This window comes from Streptomyces sp. NPDC048643, from assembly GCF_040650615.1.
GTDB lineage: Bacteria > Actinomycetota > Actinomycetes > Streptomycetales > Streptomycetaceae > Streptomyces.
The window spans coordinates 14,781-27,901 of sequence record NZ_JBEZHO010000007.1 but is presented as its reverse complement, the minus strand read 5'-3'; the positions used below and the strand labels follow the sequence as shown (position 1 = coordinate 27,901).

General features: G+C 70.7%; 11 protein-coding genes. 2 read left to right on the top strand and 9 right to left on the bottom strand.

Annotated elements, in window-relative coordinates:
- Positions 1-340: 340 nt before the first annotated feature.
- A complete protein-coding gene (locus AB0C62_RS09310) occupies positions 341-1,297 on the bottom strand; it encodes a zinc-binding dehydrogenase (RefSeq protein ID WP_362971162.1) in 957 nt (318 codons plus the stop codon).
- Positions 1,298-1,385: 88 nt separating this feature from the next.
- On the opposite strand from AB0C62_RS09310, the gene AB0C62_RS09305 reads away from it, so the two are divergent.
- Positions 1,386-1,817: a MarR family transcriptional regulator gene (locus AB0C62_RS09305; RefSeq protein WP_362971161.1), complete on the top strand. Its 432-nt coding sequence runs from the start codon at positions 1,386-1,388 to the stop codon at positions 1,815-1,817.
- A 149-nt stretch (positions 1,818-1,966) separates the two neighbouring features.
- Here AB0C62_RS09305 and AB0C62_RS09300 read toward each other — a convergent pair whose 3' ends face one another.
- From AB0C62_RS09300 to AB0C62_RS09270, 7 genes are all read right to left on the bottom strand, one after another.
- Positions 1,967-3,034, bottom strand: a complete 1,068-nt coding sequence (locus AB0C62_RS09300; protein WP_362971160.1) for a hypothetical protein — start codon at positions 3,032-3,034, stop codon at positions 1,967-1,969.
- Between the two features lie 27 nt (positions 3,035-3,061).
- On the bottom strand, positions 3,062-4,342 hold the full coding sequence (locus tag AB0C62_RS09295) for a TRAP transporter large permease subunit (RefSeq protein ID WP_362971159.1): 1,281 nt from the start codon (positions 4,340-4,342) through the stop codon (positions 3,062-3,064).
- A gap of 4 nt (positions 4,343-4,346) precedes the next feature.
- The gene (locus tag AB0C62_RS09290) at positions 4,347-4,967 is read right to left on the bottom strand and encodes a hypothetical protein (RefSeq protein WP_362971158.1); all 621 of its coding nucleotides are present in this window, start codon (positions 4,965-4,967) and stop codon (positions 4,347-4,349) included.
- Positions 4,964-7,093 carry a hydantoinase/oxoprolinase family protein gene (locus AB0C62_RS09285; protein WP_362971157.1) on the bottom strand — a complete coding sequence of 710 codons (2,130 nt, stop codon included), beginning with the start codon at positions 7,091-7,093 and terminating at the stop codon, positions 4,964-4,966. Before AB0C62_RS09285 ends, AB0C62_RS09290 begins: the two co-directional genes overlap by 4 nt.
- 120 nt (positions 7,094-7,213) lie before the next feature.
- Entirely contained in the window at positions 7,214-8,827 is a 1,614-nt protein-coding gene (locus AB0C62_RS09280; protein ID WP_362971156.1) for an FAD-dependent oxidoreductase, read from the bottom strand.
- A gap of 78 nt (positions 8,828-8,905) precedes the next feature.
- Complete coding sequence (locus tag AB0C62_RS09275; protein WP_362971155.1) at positions 8,906-10,006, bottom strand: LacI family DNA-binding transcriptional regulator; 1,101 nt, start codon at positions 10,004-10,006, stop codon at positions 8,906-8,908.
- A gap of 210 nt (positions 10,007-10,216) precedes the next feature.
- Complete coding sequence (locus AB0C62_RS09270; RefSeq protein ID WP_362971154.1) at positions 10,217-11,020, bottom strand: aminoglycoside 3'-phosphotransferase; 804 nt, start codon at positions 11,018-11,020, stop codon at positions 10,217-10,219.
- A gap of 462 nt (positions 11,021-11,482) precedes the next feature.
- On the opposite strand from AB0C62_RS09270, the gene AB0C62_RS09265 reads away from it, so the two are divergent.
- On the top strand, positions 11,483-12,202 hold the full coding sequence (locus tag AB0C62_RS09265) for a DUF4142 domain-containing protein (protein ID WP_362971507.1): 720 nt from the start codon (positions 11,483-11,485) through the stop codon (positions 12,200-12,202).
- Positions 12,203-12,499: 297 nt separating this feature from the next.
- Here the strand turns inward: AB0C62_RS09265 and AB0C62_RS09260 are convergent, their stop codons facing one another.
- Entirely contained in the window at positions 12,500-12,895 is a 396-nt protein-coding gene (locus AB0C62_RS09260; RefSeq protein WP_362971153.1) for a hypothetical protein, read from the bottom strand.
- Between the last annotated feature and the right edge of the window lie 226 nt (positions 12,896-13,121).

Genomic DNA, 13,121 nt, shown 5'->3' with positions numbered 1-13,121 from the left:
GGTTCCTCCTTGAAGCGCGAGCGACATCTAGACGCGTGCGCGCGGTGGTGATTCACCTCTGAGACACACGGAAACGGCCGATGGTTGTGCGCTGAACGACACTTGAACGGGCGGAAGGCGGGATGCGCACCTGCCCCGCACCGGCCCCTCGCGTCGCACGAGCACCGCGCAGGTCAGGTGCGGTACCGATTCCACAGTCGTCTTGTCCGTCGGCTGAGCGGGGTTGCCGCGGACAGGGCGGCGGAGAGGGTTCCAGGGCGCCGGTGCTGCCGGTGCCCGGGAGACTGACCGTGGCCGGCGCCATCCCGCTGCCGGCCCTCCGAAACCACGTGCCGCGCGCTCACGCCCTGAACGGCAACGCCGTCGGCCGGTGCGGTGGCACAAGGACGACCTTGCCGAGGTTGCGGCGCTGTTCGATGAGGGTGTGGGCCCGGGCGGCTTCGGCGAGGGGGATCTCCTCGTGCACGGCGACGCGGAGGGTGCCCGCTTCGTACATCTGCCACAGTTCCCGCAGCCGGCGGTCGTACAGCTCCGGCTTTCCGACGGCGATGGCTCGCATCTGGAAGCCGATCACCGAAGCGCCGCGGACGAGGAGTTCGTACGCCTCCACCGTGCCCCCTCCGGAGCTGAAGGCCACCAGCCGCCCGCCCGTGCCCAGGGCCCGCACAGCGGGGCCGAGGAGGTCGCCGCCGACTCCGTCGAGGATCACGTCGTACGCGGCACCCCAGTCGGCGTCCTCGTACAGAACGACCTCGTCGGCGCCCAAGTCCCTGACGAAATCGGCCTTGTCGGGACTGCCGACAGCGGCCACGACGCGTCCCGCCACGCCGGCTTTCGCGTACTGGACGGCGAGCGTGCCCACCCCACTCGCGGCTGCCGTCACGAGGACCGACTCTCCGGGCTGCACGTGCGCGGCCTCGTACGCGCCACGTGCCACCATCCCGCTGCGGACGAGCGCCACCGCCTCCACGTCACCGGCGCCGTCCGGGATCCGGGAGACCATCGCGGTGTTCAGGACCGCGAACTCGGCGTAGGCGTCGGCGAAGCACAGTCCGGTGACGCGGTCTCCGACCGCGAGGGAAACGACCCCGTCACCGAGGGCGGCGATCTCCCCGGCGACTTCGCCGCCGAGGGTGACCGGTTCTTCGGCATCCCGGAGCTTGCGCACGGCGGGCAGGGTCACGCCGATCGCCAGGGCCCGGATCAGCACCTCACCGGGTCCCGGTTCGGGGCGGTCGACGTCCTCGGCGACCAACACGGCGGGCCGCCCGTCGACCTCGTGGCGGATCCTGAGCACGAGGACCTCCCAGTCCCTTTTCATTGGAGAGCCCAACGATAACGGAAATCATAGGGAGTTCCAATGATTTCCGGGATAGGCTGAGCGCATGACCGCAGCCCTTCAGCGCATCCAGTCCCTGCCGAGTTGGCTCGTCGGCCGCGTCGCGGCGCGCGCCCGTGCTCTGGTCGCCGAGGCCCTCGCCGCGGAAGGGCTGAAGCTCATGCATCACGCGGTGCTGGCCGCGAGTTCCGAGTACGGGCCCCTCGCCCAGGCCGAGTTGGGCCGGCGGGTCGCCGTCGACCCCAAGGACGTGGTCGGCATCCTCAACGACCTCCAACAGGCCGGACTTGTCCTGCGCGCCCCGGATCCCGACGACCGCCGCAAGAACGCCATCACGGTGACGCCGGAGGGCACAGCCGTCCTCACCCGCTGCGCGGCACTGGCCGAGGCAGCCAACGCCGAGTTGCTGGCACCGCTCACTCCGGACGAACAGGGCCAACTCATGGCCCTCCTGACGCGAGTTCACGAAGCCCCATAGACATGGCGTGTCGGGGCCGGGGGTCCGGCCCATGCGGAGCCTGGACCCTTCCCCGGCGGCCGCGCCCTACCCCAGGCGCCGCGGCCGGCACTGCTTCCGACCACGGCGCCTGGATCCGCACAGGCCGCCCCCTCCGCCGGGGGCGGGCGTCAGCCCCGTGCCACGGCGATCGAACCCTGGAGCCTTTCACCTGCCTCGTAGATCATGTAGGGCACGCCGTGGTCGGTCCCGAACGTCGGTGACGCGCTGCGGCCGTTGTCCGGAGCGGTGTCGGCCGAGTCGTGGAAGAGGCCGAGGTGGTCGCGGCGGGTGAAGTCGTTGCCGACCTCGGTGATGAGGAGATTGCCGCCGTTCTCCTTGCTGGTGTTGTAGACGACGTAGGTGCTGTTGTCGCGCGTCAGCAGGTGCGGGCCGCCGATGTTGTTCGCACCGACGTCCGAGTGCCGGACGAGGGGTTGCTGGTCGAACGTCCAGTCGCGGCCGTCGGCCGACCAACCCCAGGCGATGTCACGGTGGTTGGACTGGTTGTTGAGCATGAAGAGCATGACGTAACGGGCGCCGCGCGAAGGCAGATCGTGCCGGAAGACGCGGGCGTACGAGGTCTCGGTGGTGCCCGCGGGCAGCATCGCGGTGGTGAGCACCACCTTGTCGTAGGTGAAGGTGATGCCGTCCTTGGACCGGGCGAGACGGGTCGTGCCGTTCTCACCGTGGAAGTACAGCCACAGCTCCTTGACGTCCTCGTTCCACAGGACGTGCGGTGAGGCGACATGGCTGACGCTGTAGTGGGGCTGCCAGTTGTTGGAGACGATCGGGTTGGCGGTGTACTCGGTGAAGGGCCCCTCCAGCGAGTCGCCGTAGGCCAGGCAGATGCCGCCGGGTGCGTCGTGCGGCCCGTAGTAGAGGTAGTAACGCCCCAGCGGGTTCGCCAGTTTGTCGTAGACGCCCCGGATGCACGGGAAGATGATCTCGCCGGTGGGGTTGTACTTGAACTGGGAAGGCGTCAGGAGAGTCCTGAGGTAGCGGTAGTCGGGGAAGCCGCCGGGTATCGCGGCGGCGGCCGGCGCCGCCTGCGGGGACGCGCCGGCTGTCGCCCCGCTGGTGATCACGCCGGTTGCCGCCGCGGCGGTCGCGGCCGCGGCGGCAAGGAACATGCGGCGGCCGGGGTGGCGCGGGTCATCGGCGGTGGGCCGGTGGGCATTGCTGTCGTGCTGTGTCATGTCGTACTCCGTCCCGGGAGTGAGAGATCACAGGTAGGTGGCGGCGGTGACGCAGAATCCGCCCAGGGCGACGGCCCAGACGTAGGGCAGGGTGCGCAGCATCACCTGTTGCGGTGCGACCCCGGCGTACTGCGCGCTCCACACGGTCTGGGTGCTGGTCGGGTCCGCCACACCGAAGACCTGGTTGTACGAGGTGGCGATGCCCAGCACCGCGACGGCGGGGTAGATGCCCGCGGCGATGAGGACGCCGGCGATGCCGGCACCGAGGCCGTAGACGTTCAGCGGTCCCCGGTAGAGGCACAGCGGTACGAGGACGGTGAACACGACCACGAACAGCACCGGGTTGTGCGGGCTGACCGCCTTGACCAGCGGTTCGAGGGCCTCCACCGCGCCGGGCAGCTTGACCGCGGCGAGCAGGATGCCGATGGCGATGAACAGCACGATGGGTGCCGCCGCGACCTCGAAGCCGGCGTACAGGGTGCGCAGGAGCCGTTTGTTCATCTCGCCCGGCCGGGTGGTGGTGACGAGTGCGTACAGGACGCCGGCGAGCATCGACGGCAGGATCGCGATGTCGAACCCGAGGGCCAGGACCAGCGGCACAATGGGGGTGAGGAGTGCGTACCAGGGTGCGTCGCCGAGCTGCTTGCGACGTGAATCGGGCTTCGTGGCAGGGGCCTTGAGAGACCATGCGTGTTCGACGCCGCGTCGCCGGGTCTCGATGACGACGAAGAGGAGAGCGGCGGCCAGCGCGAGCGGGAACAGTTTCATCATGAAGCCGCGCACGGTGTCGACCGGCAGTTCCAGTGCGGTGGAGAAGAACTGCCAGATGGGCAGTTCGAAGGGCATCCCGGCGGCGATGCCCATCAAGATGGTGCCCGCTGCGGTGACCTTGGGGATCCCGACCGCGATCATGGCGGGGATGCCGATGATGCCGGCGAGCATCGCGGCGGGCGCGGAGCCGGTGACCGTTCCGACGAGCGTGGAGACGAGCAGCACGCCGAGGGCGACGACGACGGGGCGGTCGCCCCCGAACTCGACGATCTTGCGTACGAGGGTTCCGGCTATGCCGGTCTCGTCGAGGAGTTTGCCGAGCCACGAACCCAGCAGGATCGCGATCATCGTGGAGGCGAGGGCGGGTGCGCCCATCTGGATGACCGTGTCGAGGACGCTGTTCTCGCCGGTCAGCGGGGCGCCGGCGAGAAGGGCGATGACGACGCCCAGGATGACGAGAGCGAAGGCGGTGGGAAGTCTGCGGGTGAGCATCGCGGCGACACCTGCCGCCATGACCAGAAGGATGACGACGCCCATGGCGTTACTTCTTTCTTCCGAGCGGGGACCCGTGCGGCGCTTGGGCCGCGACGGTCAGGGCGGCCGTCAGCAGGAGGGGGCTGCGGCCGAGACCGCAGACCGTGCCGGCGTAGGCGTGGGCGGCGATCTCGTCGGCGCCCGCGACGTGGCCGTAGAGGCGGTGGCGTCCCGCGCGCAGCACGACGTGACCCAACGAGCGTTTCAGGGCCTTCTTCGCGGGACCGTGGTGCAGTTGTTCGTGGACGGCCTCGTGGGCGATCGCCGCCGCTCGCAGGGATCCCGCCGGATACCAGTGACGCCAGTCCAGTTGGTCGATCAGTTGCTCGGCCAGGGCAAGGGTGTCGGTGAACACCTCGACGGTGGGCACCGGCCTCGAGGTGTAGCGGGCCAGGAGCCCTTTGGCCAGGCCGTCGGCGCTCTCCGTGACGCGGGCGCCGGCCTCGACGGGGGGCAGCGCGGAGCCGAACTCCGTTGCCACCCGCGCCCATTGGCGCAGCAGGACCGGGTCGCGGCCCTCGTGCGTGGGCGTGTCCGCCAGGAGTCGTACGGCGAAGTCGGCGTCGTCGCTCGCTTCGAGCGCCTTGATTCCCGCGAGTGTGGTGTGGTCGAGGAGGGCGGTCGTCATGAGCGTGTCTCCAGCACGGCGACCACCGCTTCGTCGGCGGCACGTGAACGCAGTTCGCTGCGGGCGAGCGCGAGCAGCGGCTGCGGGTCCAGGACGCCGGAGAGGTCGGCGATCCGGGAGCCGATCAGCAGGCGCAGGGCGGGGGCACGGACGCCACCGTCTCCGTACGACGTGGCCTCGCGGACCAGTTGGGCGAGGACTTCGGGTGCGCGGGCGACGGTGGTCGTCTCGACGCGGGCGTCCGGTGCGTGCAGTCGCACGACGGCGTCACTGTCCACGACGCGCACCGGATGGCGGTCGGCGCTGAAGCGGCGGCGGACGTCTGTCCCGTACACGGTGTGGGAGTCGGTGCCCGCCAGGACGCGCACCGAGGCCGGGTCGGTCTTGAGGCTGTCGGCGGCTGCGCGCAGTCGGTCGTTGTCGCCCGCTCGACGGGAGCGGTCCTGTGTGCGCAGTTCGGTGGCGCCGGTGGCGACGGCGCGCACGGTGTTGGTCTGCGGGTCGACGGTGATCTCCACCTCGACGCCCTCGGCCGCGGCGCCCTGGGCGACGACCGCGGCCTCGGCCTCGGCCCTCACTGCGAGGATCTGTTCCTGGCGGGCGCCGGGGATGATGCGCTCGACCTGCTCGCGTATGAGGGCCAGGGCGACACCGATGGGGCTGATGACCTCGTTGTTACGGGCGATCCGGCCCTCCTGGCCGCAGACGGCCGCCAGGTGCGGGGTGACGGTGGCCGCTCCTCCGCCGCCTCCGACGAGGACGGCGGTGTCCTTGTCCAACCGGTAGTCGCGGATCATCGCGTCGACGACGGACCTCACCTGGTCGGTGCCGGCGTCCAGGACACGGGCGGCCGCCGTGGCGACGTCCGTGCCCAGTGCGGCGGCCAGGGGGGCGATGGCGGCCTCGGCCACGGCCGGGTCGCAGTGCGCGAAGTCCCCCTCGGGGACCCGGCCCAACGCGTTGGCCGCGCAGGTCATGGTGATCGCGAAGCGTCCGCCGGCGGCGTCGAGCACGGCGTAGTCGGCCGGGTCGTCGTCCATCGGGCGGATGGTGGTGAGGTGGGCGTCCCGCAGGTCCTGCGGGGTGGCGAAGCAGGCGTAGGGCAGGCCCGCGATGTGTGCGCTGCGCGGTCCGACGCCGGTGACCCTGCCGCCGCCGACGCGGACCATCGAGCCCCCGCCGACGCCGACGGTGCGCACGTCGAGGGCCGACAGATAGGACGTCTTCCCGAGGATGGTGGCGTGCCGGACGGCGACCCTGCCGCGTCGTACGACGCTGATGTCGGTGGACGTGCCGCCGGTCTCCAGGAAGACGCCGTCGCTGATGCGCTCCTGCATGAGCGCGCCCGCGACGCCTGCCGCCGGGCCGGACAGCACGGTGAGCAGCGGCCTGCGGCGCATCTCCTCCAGTGACATCACTCCCCCGTCGCAGCGCATCACCATCAGCGGCGCGCCGACACCGGCCTTGGTGATGGAGGCGTCGACGAGGTCGGCGGTGGCGAGCATGCGGGGCAGGATCGCCGCGTTGACGACGGCGGTCCTGGTCCGCTTGTGGAGTCCGTACAGCGAGGTGATCTCGTGCGCTGCGGTGGTCGGCAGACCGCGTTCGGCGGCCGCCGCGGCGATGGTGTCCTCGCCCTCGGGGCGGTCGACGCTGAAGGGCTGGCTGGCGACGACAGCCTCGGCTCCTTGCCGGACGGCCTCGTCGAGGGCGGAGCGTACGGCGGGCGCGTCGTCGGGGTCGGCGACATGGACGTAGACGAGCGGGAGTTGCTTGCCGGGGGTGAGGTGCAGTTTACGGAAGGCGGCGAGGCGCCGGGTGAACGCGGCGCCGGGGCCGGCGCCGATGCCGATGAGGCCGACGGTGGCGACGTCGCCCTCCAGCAGGGCGTTGGTAGCCTGGGTGGTGCCGTGGGCCAGGAAGGCCACGTCCTGTGGGGCGTGTCCGGTCTGTTCCAGCAGACGGTCGAGAGCTTCGACGATGCCGTGGGCGACGCCGTCCTCGTGATGGTGACTGGTGGGGACCTTCACCTGTCCCAGCAGTCGCAGGGTCGTGGCGTCGACCGCCACGGCGTCGGTGAAGGTTCCGCCCACGTCGATGCCGACGCGGATGCGGTGGGTGTTCATGGCTTGGGCACCTCCTTGTGCAGGGTGGGCAGGGCGCGGGCGGTGGGCCGGGCGGGGCAGGTGGAGCTGCACCCGCCCGGCCGTCCGCCGTTTCTGGTGCTGTCGCTGTCCGCGGTGGTGTCAGTAGCCGCGGACGTCGGGCCAGTGGCGTTGGACTCCTTCGCGGTCGAGGAGCCGGGCGAACTGGTCGAACCGCTTGTCCTCGGCCTGGACCTGCCGCGGTTCGACGCCCTCGGCGACGCAGTGCGCGGCCAGTGCGCCCGCGACCTCGCCGATGTTCCATTCCACCGGGTGGAGCCGGTAGCAGCCGTTGGTGATGTGGGTGGTGCCGATGTTCTTTCCCGCGGGCAGAAGGTTGCGGACGCGGCGTGGGATCAGCGCGCCGAGTGGGATCTCGAAGGGCACCGAGCCGATGTCGATGTAGTTGTCGCCACCGGTCGAGGGGTGCAGGTCGATGCGGTAGTTGCCGACGCCCACGGAGTCCCGGTAGCGGGTGCCGCCGTGGGGGCCGACGATGTCGATGGCCACGTCGTGCTCGGTGATGGTGGTGACCGCCTTGATGCGGCGCGACTCGCGGATGTAGGGCGCCTTGGCGAGCCCGTCGGGTGTGCCGGTGACGTCGGGTCGCAGCCGCAGTCCGGGGAACCCGGTGCCGCCGTCGGCGCGCGGCGCCTCGGTCTGCAGCCAGTACAGAACGGAGAGGGACAGTTGCCTCGCCTCGGCGAGCGCGGCGTCCGACGTCTCCTGTCCGGCGCCGATCAGGGGCTTGAGCCAGTAGTCGTTGAGCGGCCAGTTGACCAGCGTGATGTCGGAGTCGAACGCGCCGGGCCGGTGGAGCTTGCGGGCCAGGATCCGGCGGAACCCGAAGAGTTCCTTGTCGCCCGCGTCGGCGGACTGGTCGGCGGTGACGTCCAGCGGGTCGAGGTCCGGGTTGGGGACGAAGGTGCGGGGCACGGCCTCCAGGGTGCGGGGGTCGGGCGCGAGGAAGCCGAGGAGCGGTCCGGGCCAGAAGTCGGGCCGGTACGCGCGCCAGAAGTCGTAGTCGGCGGGCCGCTCGATGGTGTGGTCCTCGCCCTCGTGGTGGGAGAGCGCGAAACACACGGTGATGCCCTGCTGGTTGAGGGGCTGCGCCTCGTCGGGCGCGTGCGGTTCGTCGAACTCGCCGCGCGCCTCGGCACCGATCGCGTGCTCGACACCGGCGAGTTCGAGCAGTTCGCCGGTCTCGGTGGCGTCGATGACGTACCGGGCGTGGATCGTACGGCTGCTGCCGTCGCGCAGGCTGGTCAGGGTGACGGAGCGAACGGTGTCGTCGTCTCCGGCGTCGGCGGCGACCGGGCGGTGCTCGGTCAACAGGGTGAGCCGGCCGGAGGCGCGGTGCGGTGCGAGCATCGCCTCCAGAACGGCCAGGGCGACGCGCGGCTCGTGGCAGAGCTTGCTGACGCGGCCCGCGCCCGGGTTGAGGTCGGTGAGGGCCAGTGCCTGGGAGCGCAGCGGATACCAGCGGCGGTAGTAGTCCCTGATGGACTCGCGCAGGGTGCGGTACGAGGCGGTGGTGCCGAACTGCTCGACCCAGGGGTGCTCGTCGGGCGGGACGGCCTGGGAGGTGAGCTGGCCGCCGATCCAGTCCGTCTCCTCGGTGAGGACGACGGTGCGTCCGGCCCTGCAGGCGGCCAGGGCGGCGGCGACGCCGCCGAGCCCGGAGCCCACTATGAGGATGTCGGGTGCGGATGTCACGGGTCTCCTTGAAGTGCTGTGCGTGCGGGGCGCGTTGCGCGCCCGGCGTCACGTCTGCGAGAGGCGATCGGGTGCGACTCAGGGGTGGACGGGCGGCACTCCCGCGGATGTGCCGGGCCGGAAGGTGCAGGCCACCAGTGGTTCCGTCGCCTGCTCGCCTGCCACCAGCGCGGCGAGCATCCGCACGGCGGCGGCGCCCAACTGCGGGCGGGGGATGTCGAATCCGGTGGGTTCAGGGCCGTCCGACAGGTCCGGCGGCGGGCTGCCGAGCAGCGCGAGCGAGGCATCGCGGGGGCAGTCGAGTCCGACGGCGTGCGCCGCGCCCTGCAACACGCGCCACGCGTCGCCGATGTCCGTCTCCTCGGCGACGAACGCGGTCACGCCGTCCTGGAGCCAGCCCCGCAGCCGTTCGGCGGTCAGGTCGCGCCGCAGGTCGGCCGACCGCAGAACGGCATCGGGCCCGCCGGGCAGGCCCGCTTCCTCGAGGCCCTTGAGGAAGCCGTGCTCACGGTCGCTGGAGGCGGGCGCCTCGTCGTCCTCGCGTACGAGGACGATCCTCCGGTGGCCGAGGCCCGCGAGATGGGCGACAACCTCCTTGCTGGCGCTGATGTAGTCGGCGCCGACCCAGGCCAGCCCCTCCAGTTCGTCCCTGCGGCCGAGGTGGACCACGGGGAAGCCGTCGGCGACCAGGCGCCGAAGTTCCTCGGCCGGCGCGTGACGGCCGAGGAAGAGGCAGCCGTCGGCGAGCCGAACGCGGTTCAGCGCGTTCGGTCCCGCAGCCCCAGCCCCACCGGAGCTGGAGCCGGTGAACAGCACCAGGTCATAACCACGTGCCGCCGCCTCCTGCTCCACGCCGACGAGGAAGGGGTAGTACGAGTGCTGCACGTCGGTCGGGAACGTCGAGGTGAAGCTGAACACCCCGAGCAGGTTGTTGCGCGCCGCCGCCAGCCGACTGGCCGCAGGATCGGGGACGTAGCCGAGGCTGCGTACCGCGTCGAGGACCTTCTGCCGGGTCTCCTCCGAAATCGAGGCACCCTGCTTCGAGCCCCCCAGCACCAGCGAGACCGTGGCCTGCGAGACACCGGCGAGCCGGGCGACCTCGGCCTGACGCGGCCGCGACGTACGCCCCGCGGGCGCGGGCGCCCGCCCCGGCCGAGCGCGCTTCCTGGGTTCCTCCACCGTGCTCCTTCGGTCGTTAATGCGTATTAGTAATGCGCATTAACGACACTGTGAACCTCTGGCCGACAGGGGTCAAGACGTTGGGCGGGACTTCTTGGGTCTGTGCTGTGCGGCGGTGTGGCTTGGGCGCTGAACCGCCCTCGGCGCCACGCGCTGCTCGGCCCGGCATCATGCGTTGCTCAGTTGCCCAGTTGCTCAGCGCACAGCTGCTCAGCCCGAAAGCTCCCACAGCAGTCGGTAGTAAAGGATCCGTTCCCGGTCCGGCTCGACTCCGTAGGTTTCGAGCAGGGGCTCTTCCCATCCCGGGCCGTAGTTCCACTGCGTGCTCCACGTGGCCACGGCGAGGTCGGCCCAGCGGTCGGCGATTCCGAGCGTGCCGAGGTCGACGTGTCCGGTCCACGTGCCGTCGTCACCGAGGGGGGTGTTGGGAGCACAGGCGTCGCCATGGCAGACGACCAGTCGGTCGACGGGCGGGATGTCGGCGAGTACACCGAGGGCGCGTTCGACCGTTCCCCTGTGCTGAAGATCTTGGTGCCAGTCCGTCGGATCGACCCGACCCGCCGCCGCTCGTGACCGTGCACGCTCCAGGCGCAGCTCGGCCGACCAGTCGAACGGACAGTCCGCGACGGGCAACGCGTCATGGAACGCCCGCAGCCCGGCGCCGATCGCGCGTACCGCCGTGCCGGGCTCGCCCTTCCAGTGGTCATCCACCGCCATACGTCCGGGCAGCCCACGGGTGACGATCCAGGTTCCGGTCTCGTCAGCGCCCTCGTCGAGTACCAGCGGCACCGTGGTGTACCTCCCCGCCCAGCGCAGGCGCGCCACCTCAGCCGCAAGGTCGATACCGCTGTCGGCCGGCGTCCACTTCACGAACTGCCGCGCATCACCGACGCCGACCTGGAACGTCAGCCCGCCGACGTCGTTCTCCCACACAGCCCGCACCGGCCGACCGGCCGCGAGCGCGGTGACGGCACGGGGAGGCTCGACAGGTCCCTGGGGCGCGGTGGCGATCATGCGTTCATTCTCGCTACGGCGACCGCCTCGGGCCGACCGATGAGAAGCGCAGCCGGGACGGCGGCGGGACGGCACCTGCCGGTCGCCGTGAGCGGATCGGTTCGAACCCCTCCGTCGTCCGTCCTCCACCCGGCGTCAGGCCCTACCGGTTTCCGGTTCAGCAGCGCACCCCTGAGCGGCCTGCGTCCCCAGTTCCCCGAGGAACTATCCAGTTCGGCGTTGGCACGCGGAGCGGAAGAGGCGTCCGGCGGGTTCTGACAGTGACCGTGCCCCACGGAGAACCGCAGCTCGCCCCCTCCTGCGAACCAACCACAAATTCCTTCCCGCTCCGCTGAGTCAGAGCCGCTCCCCATGCGTACTCCTCGACGTCCGCCCCCACCAGGGACGACAACAGATCGGCGGACAAGCCAACGGGTAGGAGAAACGGTGCAGCGCTCGCGGAACGTGATCGGAACCCTTTTTGTGGGCGGCGCTCTCACCCTGACACTCGCCGCCCTCGCCTACCCAGCGATGCTCGGCCTGGACACCGTGTCGACCTCGAACGACCGGATCATCGCCAACACGCAGTGGGGACCGCTGACGGAAGGCGAGCGGGACTTCGTGGTCAAGGTGCGCGCGGCCGGCCTGTGGGAACACCCGCTCGGTCAGATCGGACTGCAGAAGGGGCAGAGCAAGGCCGTCAAGATCGCGAGCCAGCACCTCGTCGACGGGCACGCGGCCCTGGATACCAGTTGCCGCAAGATCGCGCCGATGCTGAACATCACGCTGCCCAACGTGGCGAGCCCCCAGCAGGAAGGGTTCGTCACCCAGCTCAAGGGGGAGTCGGGGCGGCAGTTCGACGTGGACTTCGCCAACATCCTGCGGATGACCCACGGCTCGATCTTCAACACGATCGCCAAGGTCCGCTCGACCACCAAGAACACCCTGATCCGGGCCCTGGCCGATCAGGCGAACAACACGGTCCTCGACCACATCACGGTGATGGAGAAGACGGGCCTCATCGACTTCGACACCACGGTCTTCAACCAGACCACCCCGCCCAAGCTGCCGAGCTCCGACATGACCCCGCCGGCTCCGGCGCCCGGTCAGCCCCAGGTCGTCCTCAGCCCGCCGCCCAATCCGACCTCCACACCGCTTGACCTGAACGGCGCTGTCAACGGCGGTAAGCCGACCGTCGGCTGACCCCGCTCACGTCATCGAGGTGTAGGTCGGTCATAGAACGATTGGCGAGTCATCCTCACGGTCGACAGGGCCCGTTGTCGACTCTGCCGGTCAAGTCGCCGATCGCGGCGGCGGCGAGGCGCTGTTGCGCGGCGCCTCAGTCCATCGATGGCCGTCGCCGACGACCGCCGCAAACGGCCGAGGCCTCATCAGCCGCAGCTGATGAGGCCTCGCGCGCGCAGAGGCGCGCCGTCGGCTGTCGTCCCTTCGCCGCTCGCCGGGAATCGGCAACACGCGTCGACGACACGACCGCACGGGCTACTTCAGGGCGTGCGCCGCGGCCTGGGCGAGGGTGCTCGCGGCGTCGGAACGCTCCGCCTTGGTCGACTTCTTGTCGGCCAGCACCTTGGCGGCAGCGGTGAGAACCTTCTTGCCGGGCCGCCGCGTCGACGTGCCCGGGGACTGGGCCAGCGCGCTGGCCGCAGCGCTCTTCTCGGACTTCGACCGCTTCTTGGCCCGCACCGTCTTGCCCGCCGCGGAGGCCGGCCCGGACTTGGTCGTCTTGGCGTCTGCCGAGCCCGCCTTGCCGGAGGTCTGCGACAGTGCGCTCGCGGCGGCGGTCCTGCTGCTCTTGGACTTGCCACCCTTGGCGGCCCGGCCTGCCGCCGAGGCGGCCTTCGGGTGCGTGGTGCCGGATGCCTTCGTCTTCGCCATGGCGCTCTCCAAGCTCGTCCGTCGGTTGTCGTCTCAGCCGAGTACCCGAACTTCCCTGCCTGGAACGGCTGGAGGCCAGACGGTCCGGAAGGCGATCAGTCGCGTGCCGACTCCGACGGGCCGTCCGGTGCTGGACCGGTCGTCCGTCAGAACGGACAAGCAGCCTCATTCAGCCCGGCCGGACGACGAACCGCGGTGTCTCGAGATGCCCATCCGGCTGACGCGG

Excerpts from the sequence above, each read along its gene's own strand:
- AB0C62_RS09260 (WP_362971153.1), bottom strand. The coding sequence starts at position 12,895 with ATGGCGAAGACGAAGGCATCCGGCACCACGCACCCGAAGGCCGCCTCG.
- AB0C62_RS09270 (WP_362971154.1), bottom strand. The coding sequence starts at position 11,020 with ATGATCGCCACCGCGCCCCAGGGACCTGTCGAGCCTCCCCGTGCCGTC.
- AB0C62_RS09295 (WP_362971159.1), bottom strand. The coding sequence starts at position 4,342 with ATGGGCGTCGTCATCCTTCTGGTCATGGCGGCAGGTGTCGCCGCGATG.
- AB0C62_RS09305 (WP_362971161.1), top strand. The coding sequence starts at position 1,386 with ATGACCGCAGCCCTTCAGCGCATCCAGTCCCTGCCGAGTTGGCTCGTC.
- AB0C62_RS09290 (WP_362971158.1), bottom strand. The coding sequence starts at position 4,967 with ATGACGACCGCCCTCCTCGACCACACCACACTCGCGGGAATCAAGGCG.
- AB0C62_RS09285 (WP_362971157.1), bottom strand. The coding sequence starts at position 7,093 with ATGAACACCCACCGCATCCGCGTCGGCATCGACGTGGGCGGAACCTTC.
- AB0C62_RS09300 (WP_362971160.1), bottom strand. The coding sequence starts at position 3,034 with ATGACACAGCACGACAGCAATGCCCACCGGCCCACCGCCGATGACCCG.